General features: G+C 57.6%; 18 protein-coding genes and 1 tRNA gene. 8 read left to right on the top strand and 11 right to left on the bottom strand.

Annotation, left to right across the window (positions count from 1 at the left end; translation table 11 throughout):
• The first annotated feature begins 22 nt into the window (after nt 1–22).
• Entirely contained in the window at nt 23–1,063 is a 1,041-nt protein-coding gene (locus AC4IHP_RS18815) for an FUSC family protein (protein ID WP_460125358.1), read from the top strand.
• Nucleotides 1,064–1,066: 3 nt separating this feature from the next.
• Here AC4IHP_RS18815 and AC4IHP_RS18810 read toward each other — a convergent pair whose 3' ends face one another.
• Nucleotides 1,067–1,960, bottom strand: a complete 894-nt coding sequence (locus AC4IHP_RS18810) for a DMT family transporter (RefSeq protein WP_490832427.1) — start codon at nt 1,958–1,960, stop codon at nt 1,067–1,069.
• A 148-nt stretch (nt 1,961–2,108) separates the two neighbouring features.
• On the opposite strand from AC4IHP_RS18810, the gene AC4IHP_RS18805 reads away from it, so the two are divergent.
• Together AC4IHP_RS18805 and AC4IHP_RS18800 are read left to right on the top strand one after the other, a co-directional pair.
• Nucleotides 2,109–2,546: an Lrp/AsnC family transcriptional regulator gene (locus AC4IHP_RS18805; protein WP_038368669.1), complete on the top strand. Its 438-nt coding sequence runs from the start codon at nt 2,109–2,111 to the stop codon at nt 2,544–2,546.
• Between the two features lie 58 nt (nt 2,547–2,604).
• Nucleotides 2,605–2,934 carry a YceK/YidQ family lipoprotein gene (locus tag AC4IHP_RS18800; RefSeq protein WP_460118937.1) on the top strand — a complete coding sequence of 110 codons (330 nt, stop codon included), beginning with the start codon at nt 2,605–2,607 and terminating at the stop codon, nt 2,932–2,934.
• A 65-nt stretch (nt 2,935–2,999) separates the two neighbouring features.
• On the opposite strand, the gene AC4IHP_RS18795 is transcribed toward AC4IHP_RS18800, so the two are convergent.
• Nucleotides 3,000–3,671, bottom strand: coding sequence for a Bax inhibitor-1/YccA family protein (locus AC4IHP_RS18795; RefSeq protein ID WP_008006561.1), 672 nt, complete (start codon nt 3,669–3,671; stop codon nt 3,000–3,002).
• A 123-nt stretch (nt 3,672–3,794) separates the two neighbouring features.
• On the opposite strand from AC4IHP_RS18795, the gene AC4IHP_RS18790 reads away from it, so the two are divergent.
• Nucleotides 3,795–3,882: transfer RNA gene (locus tag AC4IHP_RS18790), tRNA-Ser, on the top strand.
• A 348-nt stretch (nt 3,883–4,230) separates the two neighbouring features.
• On the opposite strand, the gene AC4IHP_RS18785 is transcribed toward AC4IHP_RS18790, so the two are convergent.
• The 3 genes from AC4IHP_RS18785 to AC4IHP_RS18775 form a co-directional block, all read right to left on the bottom strand.
• Nucleotides 4,231–4,452, bottom strand: a complete 222-nt coding sequence (locus tag AC4IHP_RS18785; RefSeq protein WP_460125355.1) for a putative quinol monooxygenase — start codon at nt 4,450–4,452, stop codon at nt 4,231–4,233.
• 182 nt (nt 4,453–4,634) lie between these two features.
• Nucleotides 4,635–5,324 carry a carboxymuconolactone decarboxylase family protein gene (locus AC4IHP_RS18780; protein ID WP_460118935.1) on the bottom strand — a complete coding sequence of 230 codons (690 nt, stop codon included), beginning with the start codon at nt 5,322–5,324 and terminating at the stop codon, nt 4,635–4,637.
• 87 nt (nt 5,325–5,411) lie between these two features.
• Nucleotides 5,412–6,392, bottom strand: a complete 981-nt coding sequence (locus AC4IHP_RS18775) for an aldo/keto reductase (protein ID WP_490832426.1) — start codon at nt 6,390–6,392, stop codon at nt 5,412–5,414.
• Nucleotides 6,393–6,524: 132 nt separating this feature from the next.
• On the opposite strand from AC4IHP_RS18775, the gene AC4IHP_RS18770 reads away from it, so the two are divergent.
• Nucleotides 6,525–7,418, top strand: coding sequence for a LysR family transcriptional regulator (locus AC4IHP_RS18770; RefSeq protein WP_460118931.1), 894 nt, complete (start codon nt 6,525–6,527; stop codon nt 7,416–7,418).
• A gap of 865 nt (nt 7,419–8,283) precedes the next feature.
• Here AC4IHP_RS18770 and AC4IHP_RS18765 read toward each other — a convergent pair.
• The 3 genes from AC4IHP_RS18765 to AC4IHP_RS18755 form a co-directional block, all read right to left on the bottom strand.
• On the bottom strand, nt 8,284–9,054 hold the full coding sequence (locus AC4IHP_RS18765) for a molybdopterin-dependent oxidoreductase (RefSeq protein ID WP_490832425.1): 771 nt from the start codon (nt 9,052–9,054) through the stop codon (nt 8,284–8,286).
• Nucleotides 9,051–9,671: a cytochrome b/b6 domain-containing protein gene (locus tag AC4IHP_RS18760; protein ID WP_136493649.1), complete on the bottom strand. Its 621-nt coding sequence runs from the start codon at nt 9,669–9,671 to the stop codon at nt 9,051–9,053. Before AC4IHP_RS18760 ends, AC4IHP_RS18765 begins: the two co-directional genes overlap by 4 nt.
• Nucleotides 9,672–9,742: 71 nt before the next feature.
• Nucleotides 9,743–10,351, bottom strand: coding sequence for a hypothetical protein (locus tag AC4IHP_RS18755; RefSeq protein ID WP_042609816.1), 609 nt, complete (start codon nt 10,349–10,351; stop codon nt 9,743–9,745).
• 215 nt (nt 10,352–10,566) lie between these two features.
• Between AC4IHP_RS18755 and AC4IHP_RS18750 the strand changes: the two genes are divergently transcribed.
• Both AC4IHP_RS18750 and AC4IHP_RS18745 read left to right on the top strand, forming a co-directional pair.
• The gene (locus tag AC4IHP_RS18750; RefSeq protein ID WP_039760267.1) at nt 10,567–11,262 is read left to right on the top strand and encodes a heavy metal response regulator transcription factor; all 696 of its coding nucleotides are present in this window, start codon (nt 10,567–10,569) and stop codon (nt 11,260–11,262) included.
• Nucleotides 11,235–12,623 (top strand): heavy metal sensor histidine kinase, encoded by a 1,389-nt coding sequence (locus tag AC4IHP_RS18745; RefSeq protein WP_490832424.1) that lies wholly within the window; start codon nt 11,235–11,237, stop codon nt 12,621–12,623. Before AC4IHP_RS18750 ends, AC4IHP_RS18745 begins: the two co-directional genes overlap by 28 nt.
• On the opposite strand, the gene AC4IHP_RS18740 is transcribed toward AC4IHP_RS18745, so the two are convergent.
• Both AC4IHP_RS18740 and AC4IHP_RS18735 read right to left on the bottom strand, forming a co-directional pair.
• Nucleotides 12,595–13,101: a nuclear transport factor 2 family protein gene (locus AC4IHP_RS18740; protein ID WP_042609814.1), complete on the bottom strand. Its 507-nt coding sequence runs from the start codon at nt 13,099–13,101 to the stop codon at nt 12,595–12,597. The genes AC4IHP_RS18745 and AC4IHP_RS18740 overlap by 29 nt on opposite strands.
• Before the next feature lie 79 nt (nt 13,102–13,180).
• A complete protein-coding gene (locus AC4IHP_RS18735) occupies nt 13,181–13,939 on the bottom strand; it encodes an SDR family oxidoreductase (RefSeq protein ID WP_394501917.1) in 759 nt (252 codons plus the stop codon).
• A gap of 168 nt (nt 13,940–14,107) precedes the next feature.
• Here AC4IHP_RS18735 and AC4IHP_RS18730 point away from each other — a divergent pair, with 168 nt between their 5' ends.
• Nucleotides 14,108–15,619 carry an MFS transporter gene (locus AC4IHP_RS18730; protein WP_490832423.1) on the top strand — a complete coding sequence of 504 codons (1,512 nt, stop codon included), beginning with the start codon at nt 14,108–14,110 and terminating at the stop codon, nt 15,617–15,619.
• 1 nt (nt 15,620) lies between these two features.
• Here AC4IHP_RS18730 and AC4IHP_RS18725 read toward each other — a convergent pair whose 3' ends face one another.
• A complete protein-coding gene (locus tag AC4IHP_RS18725) occupies nt 15,621–16,481 on the bottom strand; it encodes a LysR family transcriptional regulator (protein ID WP_122704478.1) in 861 nt (286 codons plus the stop codon).
• Nucleotides 16,482–16,499: the final 18 nt, after the last annotated feature.

Genomic DNA, 16,499 nt, shown 5'->3' with positions numbered 1-16,499 from the left:
CAGCTCCCACCGCCTGCCACCGCTGTTGCGCCGTATCCTGCGTCCGTTACTGGACCCGTATCGGCGCTACCGTCACGCCCGACTGATCCATTCCGTGCGGGTGGCGCTGGGGTTGCTGGCGACGATTCTGCTGACCACCGGCATCAATCTGCCCCACGGCGAATGGGCGTCAGTGACCATGCTGGTGGTGATCGGCGGTTTGCAGCATCACGGCAATATCGGCAAAAAAGCCGCCGAGCGCGCCATTGGTACCTTGATCGGTGCAGGGGTCGGGTTGGCACTGGTGGCGCAACATGCGTGGCTGGGCCTGCCGTGGCTGACCTACTTTTCCATGGCCGTGGTCTGTGGCTTTTTCTCGTATCACGCGATTGGCAAGGGTGGCTACACCGCCCTGCTCTCGGCGATCACCGTGTTCATCGTTGCCGGGCATGGCGATAACCCGATCACCGATGGTCTGTGGCGCGGCGTCGACATCCTGATCGGCATCGCCCTCGCCCTGGCGTTTTCCTTCGCTCTGCCGCTGTACGCGGTCTACTCGTGGCGTTACAACCTCGCCGATGCCTTGCGCGATTGCGCGACGGTGTACGGGCGCATCATCAACGGTGAAGCGGTCAGCGCCGACGAACACGTGCGGCTGATGAGCAAGGTGGGTGCGGTGATGGTGCAGTTGCGCTCGCTGATGCCGTCGGTGTCCAAGGAAGTGAAAATCTCCATGACCGAACTCGACGCGATTCAGCGCAACCTGCGCATGTGCATCAGCACGCTGGAAATTCTCGGCAATATCCGCCCCAACGTCAGCGATCCACAGGCCACGGCACATCTGCAAACGGCGCTGAAGGCTGAGCACCGGCAGATTCGCGTGCAGCTGATCGGCATGGCCCGCGCGTTGAAAACCGGCGCTTCGCAGCGGCTGGAGCGACCGATGGAGCTGCCAGCAGCGGACCTTGATGCGCCGGTCGTCAATACGCTCGACGGCTACCGCATGCTGACCCGACAACTGGCGGCCAATATCAGCGAGATGCGCCAGCGTCTGGCGGCCACTGCGCCGCGCTGGAACATCTGAACGTTACTGCGCCGCCAGCCGCCGGGCTTTCCAGCCCCACCCCTGCTGCATGCCGGCGGCAGCCAGCAGGATCGCCGCGACGCCGATCCACTGCAGCAATTCCAGGCGATGGCCGAAGGCGTACCAGTCAACGAAAATCGCCGCAATCGGATAGATGAACGACAGCGCGCCGGTCAGCGCGGTCGGCAGTTTTTGAATCGCGCCGTACAACAAGACGTACATCAAACCGGTATGCACAATGCCCAGCGTCACCAGACTCGCCCAGGCATCGGCGCCTTGTGGCAACGCATCGAAATGCGCGAACGGCGCGAGCAACAGCACACCGGTGCAGACTTGAATCAGCGCGATCAGGTGCGGCGGCGTGCCGGTCAGGCGCTTGATGATCAGTGCAGCAATCGCATACAGAAACGCCGCGCCCAACGCCAGCGCAATCCCCATCAAGTAGTCGTTACCCTCCTCGCCTTGCGTGCGATGGGCGCTGACGATCGCCAGCATTCCCATGAACGAAATCGTCAGCCAGAACAGCTTCTGCAAGGTGAGCTTTTCGCCAAGGAACAACGCCGCCAGACCGACCAGCATGAACGGCTGCACGTTATAGACCGCCGTACCAATGGCTATCGAGGCGCGTGAATAGGACGCGAACAGCAGCACCCAATTGCCGACAATCGCCATTCCACTGAGCACCGCCAGCAGAAACGTAGTGCGGGTCAGAATCCCCGGGCGCAGAAAGCCGAACGCGGCGCAGATCAACAGCAAGGTGCCGGCGCCGAACACGCAGCGCCAGAACACCACGTCCAGTACCGGTTGCCCGGACACCAGCACGAACCAGCCGATCGTTCCGGATATCAGCATGGCGGCGGTCATTTCCAGCGAGCCGCGGCGGATTGCGTTGTCCATTATTGTTCTCCTGAGGCTGTGAGCGAAGCATGGCAAAAGTATGCCAAGCGCGCCTCGCGCTGCTCCAGCGCATAAAGCAGGCTAAACTTGGTTTTTACCTTTTTTATCGAGGGTGATTTGCGCCCTTTGCCTAATTCGGAATTTGCCTGTGACTGACGATATCGATCAGATCCTCATCAGCGCGCTGATGGAAGACTCGCGGCGCTCGCTCAAAGCGCTGGCGCAGATCAGCGGCCTGTCATCGCCCAGCGTGGCCGAACGGTTGCGGCGTCTGGAAGAACGCGGCGTGCTCAAGGGCTACACGGTGGAGATTGATCCGAAATGCTTCGGCTATCAGTTGCAGGCGATCGTCCGTGTGCGGCCGCTGCCAGGGCAATTGCAGGAGGTGGAACGGCAGATCATGTCGATCCCTGAGTTCACCGAGTGTGACAAGGTCACCGGTGAGGACTGCTTTATCGCGCGTCTGCATGTGCGCTCGATGGAGCAACTCGATACCCTGCTCGACCGACTGAATACACTGGCTGAAACCAATACGGCGATCGTCAAGAAGACCCCGGTGAAACGACGCCTGCCACCGATGGCGTAGGTGCCTTTTGCCTTTGATCGGCGTAGATTGTGGCTTTTCGCGGCTAAGGAATGGCGCTATGAAAATTCAGGCAATGCTGCTGGCGGCCCTGCTGCTCGGCGGTTGTGGCACGATTCAAACGGTAGCGCGCAACGATCAGGCTGCCGTTGACGGACTCAAGCAACAGAAAAGTTATTGCGGCGCGGTACCGAGAATCTACAGCGGCATCGCCTATGACTTCTGTTCCTTGAATGCGCCGCTGTCCTCGGGTGTTGATGCCGATAATCACCGCAACACTGCGATCCCGGGGCTGTTGGTTGATGCCGTGGTCTCCGGTGCCCTCGATACGCTGCTGCTGCCGTACACGATCTACCGTCAGCAAGTGGACGGTAGCATCGTCATCAACTGAGCAGACACTTTTCTCCAGACGATAAAAAACCCGCCGAAGCGGGTTTTTTATTGCAGCCATTACGATCAGTCGTCGCGGCTCATGATGCCGAACAGTTGCAGCAGGCTGACGAACAGGTTGTAGATCGATACATACAGGCTGATGGTCGCCATGATGTAGTTGCGCTCGCCGCCGTGGATGATCGCGCTGGTCTGGAACAGAATGCAGACCGAGGAGAACAGCACGAAGCCGGCGCTGATCGCCAGTTGCAGGCCGCTGATCTGGAAGAAAAAGCTCGCCAGCGTAGCGCCCAGCAGGACAAAGAAACCTGCAGTGATAAAGCCGCCGAGGAAGCTCATGTCCTTGCGGGTGATCAGCACGTAGGCCGACAGACCACCGAACACCAGCGCGGTCATGGCGAACGCCGAGCTGACCACTTCAGCGCCGCCCTGCATGCCCAGGTAACGGTTGAGGATCGGGCCGAGCAGGAAACCCATGAAACCGGTCAACGCGAAGGCGGACACCAGGCCCCACGCGGAATCACGGAGTTTGTTGGTAAGGAAGAACAGCCCGTAGAAGCCGATCAGCACCACGAAAATGTTCGGGTAGCCGACACGCATCTGCTGGGCTACGAAGGCCATCACGCCGCTGAATGCGAGGGTCAGAGCCAAGAGACCATAAGTGTTGCGCAGGACGCGGCTAACCTCTAGCTGCTCAGCCTGCACGCTGTTATTAACTGCGTAATCCTGTTCGCGCATGGCGACACTCCTGTTGGTTTGAAACGTTCAGTCGCAAAGATCATAACAGACGCTCTGTAACAAGCCATGCAGAGAGTTTGACAGTGTGTTTCATTCAGGTATTATGGCGCCCGCAACGCAAACGGAGGTGTGGCCGAGTGGTTTAAGGCAACGGTCTTGAAAACCGTCGACTGTAACAGGTCCATGAGTTCGAATCCCATCGCCTCCGCCATATTTTGTACCGACAAAGCCCTGATTATTCAGGGCTTTGTCGTTTCTGGCATTCAGGAAATTTGCTCCTCTCTCTTTGGATCGTTTCCGCATCTTTTCGGGCATTTCCGCAACCCTACCCTTCTGACACCGTTAAGTGCTCAACAAAACTAAGCACAGCGCGACGGTAGCATTGAATGCTCAGTAGACCGCTTTCGTCCATTAGCTGCCGCTCACGAACACCTGCTTTCGGCCATTAGCAGCCATTCGTAAACGTCCGTTTACGAACTTAGCGGACAATATTCAATGACGGTTATGGGGCACATACCGTTAGCGCTATCCATAAGTACAAACACCCGGATGACCTGAATTACTTACACGAGTATTGAGGGTAATAGCGGGGCCGAAAGTGAGCAGTGGACGTAGCTCTTTCCATAACGCTGGCGACATGCTGATTGCCGGCGTGCTCTTCGACCGCCTGCTGGTTTGTCCAGCCATCGAGAATATAAAACGTATTGGGTGCTTCGAAACTCTGATAGAGGTCGTAACAGCCGCAACCGGGTTCCGCTCTTGCCGGCTCAACAAATTGCAGAGTAAAGGCTTTAACCCACTCGGAGTTGTAATCATCGCAGCGAAGCTCGCAGATGATGTGCCGCTCTTCGGATTTGATGTTATGCGTATTTTTACCCTGGATTTAGACGAAACCATAGCTGGCGCGAAATGACCGATTCATGTCCGGTCATTCGACGTACAGCGCCACATTTGCCAAGTGATTTACTCGGAGCGCTTTTCGAATATTCCTTTGGCGATGTCTGCCGCCGACATTGCGTTCGGCCAACCGGCGTAGAAGGCCAGATGCGTAATGACTTCGGCAGCCTGAATTTGGGTCAGACCGTTATCCATGGCTTTGTTCACATGAAAAGGGATTTGAGCGGCTTGCCCCACTGCAACCAGAGCCGCGACCGTGACCAGGCTACGATCACGGGGAGTCAGTGCCGGGCGCAGCCACAGGTCATGGAACAGTACCGAAGTTGTATAGTCTGCGAGCGCGTCGAATGCAGGGCCGATCATCTGTTCTACCGCCGCCACGCGCATCTGCTCAAAGCCTTCATCGATTGGGAGCAGGTTGTCCTTTACATCCGCCAATGCGCTTGGTGCGATACCGCGAGTCTCAAAGATGTCTTTGGCGATGGATGCCGCCAATGTCGCATTGCCCCAGCCTGAATAGAATGCCAAATGAGTGATGACTTCACCCAGTTCGGTGGGCGTAACGCCATTTTCCAACGCCAAGTTGAATTGGCGAGCCATTTCGTCTGACTGATGCCGCGCAATCAAGGCGGCAACAGTCACGATGCTGCGATCCCGGGGCAGCAGTTGCGGGCGCTGCCATATCTCCTCTAGAAGCACGTCATGGGTATAGCGCGCAAATGCCGGTACGGCGAAGTTAGCTTCGTCTGACTTCATAGTGATCGCTTGCTCGTGCAGGTGGATAGCGGGAAACGAGGGTGTGACGGTGCCCCCGAAGAAACACCGTCAGGCGCTGAAGAACGATTAACGGTTGATGGTTTTCATCATCTGCGCGGTGTAACGCTCACCTTGTACAGGCACCTTGGCCAGAACCTCACCAAGTTCGCGAAGGTCTTCTACGGTCAATTCCACGGTTGCTCCGCCTACGTTCTCTTCAAGGCGATGCAGCTTGGTTGTGCCTGGTATAGGCGCAATCCACGGCTTTTGTGCCAGCAGCCAGGCCAGCGCAATCTGGGCGGGGGTGGCTTGATTGCGTTGGGCGATTTCACCGATCAGGGTGACGAGATGGTGGTTGGCCTCGCGGGCACCGTCAGCAAAACGAGGCAGATTGTTCCGGACATCACCGTTGGAGAAGGTCGTGCCGGCATCAATTTTCCCGGTCAAAAAACCCTTGCCCAATGGACTGAAGGGAATGAAGCCAATCCCGAGCGCTTCGAGGGTTGGAATAATTTCCTGTTCAGGCTCACGGGTGAACATCGAATACTCACTTTGAAGTGCGGACAGCGGCTGCACCGCATGGGCGCGACGGATAGCGTCTACGCCGGCTTCACACATGCCAAAGTATTTGACCTTGCCTTCGGTGATGAGGTCGCGCACGGCCCCGGCAACATCTTCCATAGGAACATTTGGATCGACGCGATGTTGGTAAAACAGGTCAATGCAGTCGGTCTTCAGGCGCTTGAGTGATTCTTCCGCCACCTGGCGGATGCGCTCAGGTCGACTGTCCAGCCCTGCGGCGGGACTGCCGTCCTTAAAACCGAATTTTGTCGCGATGATGATCTGCTCGCGAAATGGTTGAACGGCTTCGCCAACCATTTCTTCGTTGACTTGGCCATAGGCTTCTGCCGAATCGAAGTGGGTGACGCCACGCTCAAAGGCCGCCCGGATGAGTTTGATTGCGTCCGCTTTGTCAGTGGTGGTGCCATAGCCGAATGTCAGGCCCATGCAGCCCAAGCCAATCGCTGAAACTTCGAGGCCGTTGCTGCCGATTTTGCGCTTATACATCATCCATCTCCTTTGCGGGTATTGGTAACCAACCCACAAACTGTTTGGTTATTGGGGATGGAGCTACTTTATAAACATCTGGCCCATTCAAGAAGTGGCATACTGCGATAACCGGTATGAGGTTAATTCATAATGCCACAGAGCGATTTCAACAGCCTTGCGGTGTTCATCACCGTTGCGCGCGAGCGCAGTTTCACCAGAGCTGCGGCCCATTTGGGTGTGTCCCAATCAGCTATTAGCCATAGCATCCGCAGTCTTGAGGAACGTCTTGGTATCCGCTTGCTGGCCCGCACCACACGCGGCGCGTCGCCGACCGAAGCCGGCGAGCGATTGCTTGTGAGCCTTGTGCCTTACTACGAGGGGATAGAAGCCGAAATTGCGGCGTTGGGAGAGCTGCGTGACAAGCCGGGCGGAACTATCCGGATCACCTCGCCCGACCATGCGGCATCTACCATTCTCTGGCCGAAACTCTCTAGGTTGCTGCCGGAATATCCCGATCTGACTCTAGAGATCAACATCGGCTACAAGTTAGTCGATATCGTCGCTGAACGCTTCGACGCCGGTGTGCGTATAGGCGATCAAGTGGCAAAGGACATGATCGCAGTCAGGATTTCCCCTGACTTTCGAATGGCTGTGGTGGGAGCGCCGAGTTACTTTGCTCATCGTGTAAAACCACAGACTCCCCAAGATCTGACAACTCATAACTGCGTGAACCTGCGTTTGCCCACTCATGGTGGTTTGTATGCCTGGGAGTTTTCCAAGGCCGGCAAGGCGCTACATGTTCAGGTGTCTGGCCAGATGATCTTTAGCACCTCACCCCAAATAATGACCGCCGCTCTGGAAGGATGCGGGTTGGTATACGCACCGGAGGATCTTGTCCAGGCACATGTCAAGGATGGTCGGTTAATCCGTGTTCTTGAAGACTGGTCACCAACTTTTCCCGGATATCACCTCTACTACCCGAGCCGGAGGCAGTCCTTGCCAGCCTTTGCATTGGTAGTCAATGCTCTCCGCTGCAAGAGTTAGGGGACTCTGCGGTCAATCTAGTATTGGTTGCGATTTTTTCATTGGTGGCCGACAACCTCCAGCAGCTGATCTACACCATTATCAATGTCTGCTTTTGGCCGAAAGCAGCCGTTCACGAACGACTACCTTCGGCCAAAAGTAGCCCTGATGGCGGGCTATAACTCTCTGATGCTCAGAATAAACGGGGGATGACAGCGGGGTGGAAAAATAGGCTGTAAGTCGACGCTGCCTCATAACACCACCCACGATAGAGAAGCCATCGGGCTTTCTACTTTAGGCGACCGAAAGACCATTCAACGCTACAGGTGAGAATTGGCGGTATCTGCTTCTCCCTTAATAATACTGGCCTAAGGCGAGCAAGCTTTCGAGACCCGTCTAATCGTAACCCCTATCCTCCGAATTTGACCGGTTGAGGAAGGAGCTCTCGGCTGAAGAGGGATTGCGACGGCGAAAAGTCCGTATTCCAGGCGAGCGCAGTGGCGCTCGAACAATCTCGGTCGGTACCCAGGTGACGGTTAGCGGCGAGAGAGCCACTGCAATGGCGAACGCATTCAGTCCCCCTGTGCCGATAACATCAAAGCAGATAGCCCTTTTTTCGCCATTGAAGGTACATGCGGCAAGATTATCAAAGAGCATCCGAGTGCGAGCTTTATCCGACTGTTGTAAAGGTGGACTGGACTGAGCCTGCAAGAGAGATTGGAAATCTGCTCCATCACCCGTTGCCCGCATCCTGGGTTCTGATGTCGGCAAGACGGATGGTGCTGGCGGTACTGCAGAAATACCGGTCATCGGCATGCCTCATATCACGCTTGGTGTCATAAATCTCGCCAGTGTTCCTGGCGTGACAGTTCCGTTCTTTGCTTCATCAGATCCCGCTGAACCAGTTGTAGCCCTGGTCTTCCCAATACCCGCCCGGGTTGTCGTTGCTGACGAAAATCTCGACAACATGCTTGGGGTTTTTGAAGCCCAGTTTGGTGGGGACCCGAACCCTCAGCGGATAGCCGTACTCGGGCGGCAGCGCCACGTTAGCGTAATCCAGTGCCAACAGCGTCTGCGGGTGCAAGGCGGTCGGCATGTCCAGACTGGAGTAGTAACGATCGGCACATTTGAAACCGACAAATTTCGCTGTGGTGTCGGCGCCGATGTGTTCCAGGAAGGTTTTCAGCGGTACACCTCCCCATTGCCCGATCGCGCTCCAGCCCTCAACACAGATCAGCCGAGTGATATCGCTGCGTTGCGGCAGCTTGCGCAAGCTTTCGAGTGTCCACGGCGCCTTGTCCCTGATCCGGCCGGAGACGGCGAGCGAGTAACTGGTCAGGTCTACTTCAGGGATATCGTCCTGACCATAGAAAGCGTTGAACGGAAACGGCTTTGTGATCTGCGCGCGGGCGAAGGTCGGCGCCAGTTTCCGTCCACTGAACAGCCACGCCTGGACCCGGTCGTTCCAACGCGACATGGCCCAAAGCACTTTGTCGACCTGATCGCCGTCCTGCAGGTTGCAACCGGTCAGCATCGACATCGCGCCCACCGTGAGGCCGGCCCGAAGAAAATGCCGGCGCTGAATGTTGTCCAGTTCAAGCTGTTGCGCAGGTTCAATCCTGACGCGCTGACGCGTTTTTTTTGTAAATTCAGTCATGACCCATTTTTCTCGTTATCAGGCGTCCGGACTCCACCCGTGATCATTGGCAACAGGGTTTTTGGTACCAGAATCACCAAGACCAGGTGAATCACCACAAACGCTGCAATCATCGCCATGGCCGCAAAATGTACGTAACGAGCAACGTCATAGCCGCCCAGTAACGCGACCAGCTCTTGAAGTTGAACCGGTTTCCAGATCGCTACACCCGAAATCACGATCAGTACACCTGCCGCCAGCACGATCCAGTACATCAGGCGCTGTACTGCGTTATAGACACCCTTTTCATGCACCAGCCGAAAGCGCAAGGCATCGGTCAGATCATGCTTCAATGCGGCAATGCCGATGGGCAGCAGCTCACGTTTGAAATGGCGACTGGCCAACCCGTACAGCACATAGATCGCGCCGTTGATCAGCAGCAGCCACATAAACGCGAAATGCCAGGCCAGCGCCCCGCCCAGCCAACCGCCCACGGTCAGCGCCGCCGCAAATCTGAAGCCGAACAGTGGCGAGGCGTTGTAAATGGCCCAGCCGCTCATGAACATGCAGACCATGCAGGCAGCGTTGAGCCAGTGGGTGAGGCGAACCGGCCAGGGATGCAGCTTTTTCTGTCTCACGTGTTTCCCCTTGCAAGCCTTCCGTTTAGCGGAGCGTTGCCAGACGGCAACGCTCAAGCTTTCTCAGATGATTACATCGGTGGCTGGAAGCCATCCTTGCCGACTGCAATGCCGCGTGCGGTGCCATCTGCAGCGGGGAACACGACGATTTTCGTTCCTTTAACCAGCTCATCGGCTTTGCCTGGCTCGACGTAGGCGATAGGCACGTCATCCGGCACGACGATTTGTTTCTCGCCGCCCTGGTAGTTGACGGTCAACGTGCGGCCGTCGGTTTTGGACAGTTTGCCCACGGTGCCGTTGGTCATGGTGCCAGTGCTACCGTCTGCGTTCTGCCAACCGTAATGACCTTCGCCGCTGCCCTTGAGCCTGGCGTCGAATACCGTGACCTCAAGCGCCTTCAAGGTTCCGTTGGCCTGCGGGATGGCCGCCGAGCCGATGAAGCTGTCGGATTTGATCGAGTCGATATTGGCCTTCGATACCCGGCTGATACCGGTCTTGTCAGTCAGTCCGATCGTCTGCTGGGCGCCAGAGCGGACAGTGAAGGTCAGCGTGTTGTTGCTGACGCTTTCCACCGTACCGCGCAGTGGTTTGATGACCGGCATGTCGGCGGCGGTGGCAATGACGGCAGCGCTGAGCATCACCAAACCGAACGTGGTAGACAGGGCGTTTTTGAGTTGCATGGCGACGATTCCTCATGGGTTGATGTGTCGCCATCCTCAACCGCAGACCGGGACGTCACGATGACCGTCGAATGACATTTTTGTCATTCGCCAACCCTGACCATGAATGACAGAAATGTAACCGACTGCGCCCGCTCATCCCGTTACACTGCACAGCCGAGATACCGATGTCGCGGACTGAATCCCGTCATGAAGAAACCCGAGCGCGCCTGACGATGCATATCCTGCTGATCGAAGATGACACCAAAACAGGTGAGTACCTGAAAAAGGGGCTCGGTGAGTCCGGTTACAACGTCGACTGGACCCAGCATGGCGCCGACGGCCTGCACATGGCCTTGCATACGACCTATGACCTGATCGTGCTGGACGTGATGTTGCCCGGGATTGACGGGTTTCAGATCATCGAGCTGTTGCGCGCCAGACAAGACGTACCCGTGCTGTTCCTTACCGCGCGCGACCAGTTGCAAGACCGCATTCGCGGTCTGGAACTGGGCGCCGATGATTACCTGATCAAACCTTTTTCGTTTACCGAACTGCTGTTGCGCATCCGCACTATTCTGCGCCGCGGTGTCGTGCGCGAAGCCGACCATTTCCACCTTGCCGATCTCGAACTGGATCTGGTCCGGCGCCGCGTGACCCGCCAACAACAGGTGATCGTGCTGACCAACAAGGAGTTCGCCCTGCTCCATCTGTTTCTGCGTCGAGCCGGCGATGTGTTGTCCAGGACACAAATCGCTTCGGAAGTCTGGGACATGAATTTCGACAGCGATACCAACGTGGTGGACGTCGCTGTCAAGCGCCTGCGCAACAAGGTCGACCAGCCCTACCCGATCAAGCTGATCCATACCATTCGCGGTATCGGCTATGTCTGCGAGGTGAGGCCATGCGGTCCCGACGCCAACCCTCGCTGACGCTGCGATCGACCGTGGCGTTTGCCATGGTCGCGATGCTGGCCGTGGCCGGCGCGGGCTTCTATCTGTATCAGACGATGAAAGCCTCGGTATTGATCTACAGCGATCACGCGGTGATGGGCCGTCTGGAGCATTTTCGCAAGCTCCTGCATTACGAACTCGCCATCGAAAAGCTGCGCGACAGCCCGCAGATTTTCAAGAACATGCTCGACAGCGAAGACGACATCTTCATCATTGAAGAGCCGGGGCAGCCACCGGTCATCCAGGTCAATCCACTCAACGTCACGTTGCCTGAACTGCCGGTGATCGGCCAGGACACAAAGCTGAGCGTCAGTGATCTGCGCAGCGGCGTGACCGACTCGGGAACAAGGCTGCGCGCCGCCTCCGTAGTCACGACGTCGGGTGGCCGTGTAGTCCGACTGACGGCCGCACACCTTATGGGCAAGGAAATGGCGATGCTTGCAGCGTATCGCGAGCGCATCTACCTGGCCGTGGCCCTTGCCTTTCTGGCAACCGCGTTGCTGGGTTATCTGTCATTGCGTCGCGGGCTGCGTCCGCTGCGCAAAATGGCCGCCCATGCCGCAGCCATAACGCCTGAGCGTCTGCACAGCCGCATGGACAGCGCCGATACGCCGGTTGAATTGCAACAGCTGAGTGACGCCTATAACGCGATGCTTGATCGTCTTGCTCAGGGTTATCAGCGACTGACGCAATTTTCCGCCGACCTTGCCCATGAAATCCGCACGCCGGTCGGGTCGTTGATGGGACATTGTCAGGTTGCCCTTCGCCAACGCCGTAGCGAGGACGAATATCAGGCGCTGATCGCTTCGAACCTTGAAGAACTCGAACGGATCTCGCGCATCGTCGAAAGCATTCTGTTTCTGGCGCGCGCCGATGAAGCGCAAGCCGTAGTGGAGCGCCAGCAACTGTCGCTGCATGACGAATCACAGCGCATCGCTGAGTATTTTGAGGGCTTGGCTGAAGAGCGGCGAATGAGCTTCCAAATAACGGGCGATGGTATCGTGCTCGCTGACCCCTTGCTGCTGCGCAGAGCGTTGAGCAACCTGGTGGCGAACGCTGTTCGCTACGCTTACGAGGGCACCGAGATTCTGATACGGGTATTGGAAACCCACGGAGGTGCCCGGATTGAAGTGGAGAACCAAGGGCCGGTGCTGGGCGACGAAACCCTGGGCAAACTCTTCGACCGCTTTTACCGTGGCGATGCGTCTCGGCACCAGAATTCCGACTCCTACGGGCTTGGCCTCGCCATTGTCGCGGCCATCATGCAACTGCATGACGGCCACGTGGGTGTCGAACAGCCAAGGGCCGGGACTATTCGTTTTTCGCTGTCGTTCCCTTGAGCTGCTCGAACGGTGCAAACTGTTCTTCGCCCGCTGCGGGTACCCAATCTTTTAACGGCGTCAGGAAATGCATTTCAAAACGACGTGACAGGAACGCCCACTTTCCGTCCCGACGTTCAAACCTGTCGTGGTAAAGACCGCTGACTTGCACCGGGCCTTTTTCAATGTCATGAAACAGGCAATCCGCAGCTACCGTGCCCACTGCGCTGTCACCCTCGATTTCAATCAGCGGGTTGGCCATCCAGTGGTGCATATGGGGCATCTGGCGCCAGCTGTTTTGCGCCATCGCCAGGATTTCGTCACGGTTTCCAGCCTGGCCAAAACCCGGTAGATCCAGTGTCGACTCTTCGTGCCAGATTGAGCTAAGAAGCGAGGCGTCGATGCGGTCGAAAGCATTGGCGTAGGCGCTGATCAGCGACTCGATGGCGGCGCGACTTTCCAGGGCGTCCAGTCGGGCTGTCAGTTGTTCATTGTTCATTATGAGGTTTCCTGCAGGGGCTGCGCATAAGCGAGGAAGGCAGCCCTGCGCGAGGGCTGCGCTACGGTTGAGCACGTGGTCAGATCTGCGACAGGCCGCCGTCGACCATCAACTCCACACCGTTGACATATTTCGCATCGGCAGACGCAAGAAACAGCGCCGACGAGGCGATTTCCTCAGGCTCGGCCATGTACCCCAATGGCGTGATCTGCGCGACGTGCTGACGCAGCGCGGCGACGTCGCTTTCGCTCATCTTCAAGCCGTTATCCATCAGCGGTGTGCGGGTGAAGCCAGGGCTCAGGACATTCGCTCTAATCTTGCGACCTTTGAGTTCGTTGGCCCACGTCCTGGCAAAGGAACGTACCGCGGCTTTGGACGCGTTGTAGAGGCTCAGTCCTTCCATGCCATTGCTGGAACAGATAGAGGCCGTCAGTACAATCGAAGCGCCATTTTTCAACAATGGCATCAACGTCTGTACAGTAAAAAAGACTCCCTTTACGTTGATGTCGAACATGTTGAAATAGGCGGCCTCGGTGGTCTCGCCCAGCGGGTTCTTTTCACAAATACCCGCATTGGCAAACACTGAGTCCAGTTGATCGTCGTGCGCCTCAATCGTCGCCTTGAGCTCGTCCAGATCAACCTGGCGCGCGACATCGGAAATGACCGCGACCGCCCTGTCGCCAAGCTTGGCCACCGCAGCCTCCAGCGTGGCTGCAGAACGCCCGGTGATGTAAACGCGCCTGGCGCCCTCGGCAATCAAACCCTGTGCAATCGCAAATCCGATCCCGGTGGACGCGCCGGTGACGACTGCGACCTGATCAGCGAATTTACCTGACATAACTGACTCCTCGATTTCGGTTGTGTGGCTCGACTGGAACCACAGTGCGGCCATTTTGCGAGGAGGCAGGGGCGCAGCGGCACTGCCATAAATGAACATTGGACGTTCATTTATGTGAGGCGTCAGCCAGGGTTTGATCGTTTAGATTGAACTCAGCTTATTCAAAGCATGACTCGCAATCGAAAATATTCTGGAGCCGAAGGGTTTCAGAAAGGAGACCTTATGCCTGAGAAAATAGTAGCCCTTCCGGAACAGCGGCGCTGGCTGATGTTCGCCATCCTGTTGGTCGGTGCATTCTTGCCGCCGCTGGATTTCTTCATCGTGAACGTAGCGCTGCCTTCGATTCAGCAATCGCTGGGCACGGCCTCCTCTGCCGAACAGTTGATCATCTCTTCTTACGCGGCGCTGTATGCCGTGACACTGATCACCGGCGGAAGGCTTGGCGACATCTTTGGCCGCATGAGAATGTTCTTCGTTGGCCTGATTGGCTTTGCCGTCGCCTCACTGATCTGCGGTGTCGCCGAGTCACCCTGGGTGTTGATCGCCGGACGCTCGCTGCAAGGCGTGACGGCCGCTGTCATGGCGCCGCAGGCACTCGCTTCAGTGCAGGCGATATTCCCTGAGTCGGAAAAACCCTTGGCGTTGAGCCTGTACGGTGCGGTGTTTGGTTTGGCGTCGGTAGTCGGCCAGGCACTTGGCGGGATTCTGATCTCGCTCAACCTGATGAACCTGGGCTGGCGGTCGATATTTCTGGTGAATCTACCGATTGCGTTGCTGGTCATTCTGATCGCCATCCCCGTGGTCAAGGAAACCCGCGCACCCCAGACCAGCAAGCTGGATCTGGGTGGAACGCTGTTGTCGATGGTGACGCTTGCGGCGCTGATCGTTCCACTGATCGAGGGACGTGAAGCGGGCTGGCCGTGGTGGGCCTGGCTGTCGCTGGCGGCGGTGCCACTGCTGGCCTGGCTGTTCTGGCGCTACGAAGCCCGCTTGTATCAAGCGCAAGGCGCGCCGTTGCTGAACCCTGCTGCACTGCGTGCGCCCAGGCTGGGCCGGGCATTGCTGGTGGCGCTGACTTTTTACGCGATCGGCGTGTTCTTCCTGCTGTTTTCCATCTATTTACAGGGAGCGCTGCATACGAGCCCGCTCAGTGCAGGTCTGGTCTTTCTGCCATTCGGCGCTGGTTTCTTGCTGGGGCCGCTCGCCACCCATCTATTCCGGCGTTTGCTGGGGTCTTATGTGAATCCCTTCGGAATGGCACTCGAAGTGCTGGGGTTCGTGCTATTGGCCTGGCTCGTGGCGCACACACCGACGGCCGTCACGCCCACTGCGCTGTCCCTTGCCGTGATTCTCTTTCTGATCGGCTTCGGACAAGGACTTGCCCTTCCAACATTGATGCGCATGATCACTGGACGCGTGGCACCGGCGTATTCCGGCATGATTGCGGGCATCACCAGTTCCACCCTGCAAATCAGCACGGCACTGAGCGTGGCGATCATTGGTGGCATTTTTTACACGCTTCTGGGCAAGGACACGGACGCGGCGGCCATCACCCACGCCTTCACCGTCGCCATACTGTGCATCGCTGCCTGTCTGGCCGTAGGCGCAGGACTGAGCCTGAGTCTGGCGCGCCAATCTGCTGCAGAGCTGCAAACGGCGGCCATGCAGCCGGCAGAGTGAATCAACCGCCTGCCTGAGTGCCAATCATGACGGAGGCCAGGTCGGCAAGCGCGCGCAGACTGTCCATCTGGCGCATGTCCTGGTGGTAGCCCATCCAAATGTCGCGGCCTGGTGGCGGTTCATCTGAATCGATCAGACGCAGCGCCGTCAACTGGTCGCCCAAAGCGCGGGGCAATACCGCGACGCCCTGCCCCTGCGCACACATTTGCGCCTGGACTGTGCGGCTGCTACTGGTAAACACGGTACGCGCCAGAGGGTAACGCTGCTGCAGCCACTGCACATCGGGATAATGAGACTGGGCAACACTCATGGTGATCAGACCCAGCCCGGCGCCCTGTGGCTCAGGGTCAGCAGATCCAACGGCTGCGTATAACCCGTAAGTCAGGGAGATCAGCTTGCGGTGCACGATATCGGGTTCGGTGAACGGAACGATTCGAAACGCGATGTCGGCGTCGCGGCGAGCCAGATCAAACAATCGATGCCCGGCAATGACCTCGGGCACGATCAATGGATAACGCCGGCCCAGTTCACTCAGCACCGGGGCCAGGACATAACAGGCGAACCAGTCAGCGCAGGAAATGCGCAGCACACCTTCGGGCTGTGCGCTGTCCCCCGCGAGGCGCCTTTCGATGGCCAACGCACTTTGCTCCATTTCCTGCGCGAGGCTGAGGAGCTTCTCCCCGCTGTCGGTCAACACGAGACCTTGGTTGGTACGCAGGAAAACGGGTTGGCCACTGAACTGTTCCAGCACCTGCAAGCGCCGCCCCACGGTCGGATGGCTGACCCCCAACAGTTTGGCGGCAGCCCCCAATGACCCGCTGCGGGCAATCGCGAGAAAGACCCGCACATCACTCCAGTCCATGCTCTGCCCCCGTACAAA

The organism is Pseudomonas sp. UF-293, from assembly GCF_058245595.1.
This window is presented reverse-complemented; position numbering and strand designations above follow the sequence as displayed.

Coding starts and splice junctions, on each gene's coding strand:
- AC4IHP_RS18810 (WP_490832427.1), bottom strand. CDS start 1,960: ATGGACAACGCAATCCGCCGCGGCTCGCTGGAAATGACCGCCGCCATG.
- AC4IHP_RS18800 (WP_460118937.1), top strand. CDS start 2,605: ATGAAAATTCAGGCAATGCTGCTGGCGGCCCTGCTGCTCGGCGGTTGT.
- AC4IHP_RS18795 (WP_008006561.1), bottom strand. CDS start 3,671: ATGCGCGAACAGGATTACGCAGTTAATAACAGCGTGCAGGCTGAGCAG.
- AC4IHP_RS18780 (WP_460118935.1), bottom strand. CDS start 5,324: ATGAAGTCAGACGAAGCTAACTTCGCCGTACCGGCATTTGCGCGCTAT.
- AC4IHP_RS18775 (WP_490832426.1), bottom strand. CDS start 6,392: ATGTATAAGCGCAAAATCGGCAGCAACGGCCTCGAAGTTTCAGCGATT.
- AC4IHP_RS18770 (WP_460118931.1), top strand. CDS start 6,525: ATGCCACAGAGCGATTTCAACAGCCTTGCGGTGTTCATCACCGTTGCG.
- AC4IHP_RS18765 (WP_490832425.1), bottom strand. CDS start 9,054: ATGACTGAATTTACAAAAAAAACGCGTCAGCGCGTCAGGATTGAACCT.
- AC4IHP_RS18755 (WP_042609816.1), bottom strand. CDS start 10,351: ATGCAACTCAAAAACGCCCTGTCTACCACGTTCGGTTTGGTGATGCTC.
- AC4IHP_RS18750 (WP_039760267.1), top strand. CDS start 10,567: ATGCATATCCTGCTGATCGAAGATGACACCAAAACAGGTGAGTACCTG.
- AC4IHP_RS18745 (WP_490832424.1), top strand. CDS start 11,235: ATGCGGTCCCGACGCCAACCCTCGCTGACGCTGCGATCGACCGTGGCG.
- AC4IHP_RS18740 (WP_042609814.1), bottom strand. CDS start 13,101: ATGAACAATGAACAACTGACAGCCCGACTGGACGCCCTGGAAAGTCGC.
- AC4IHP_RS18735 (WP_394501917.1), bottom strand. CDS start 13,939: ATGTCAGGTAAATTCGCTGATCAGGTCGCAGTCGTCACCGGCGCGTCC.
- AC4IHP_RS18730 (WP_490832423.1), top strand. CDS start 14,108: ATGACTCGCAATCGAAAATATTCTGGAGCCGAAGGGTTTCAGAAAGGA.
- AC4IHP_RS18725 (WP_122704478.1), bottom strand. CDS start 16,481: ATGGACTGGAGTGATGTGCGGGTCTTTCTCGCGATTGCCCGCAGCGGG.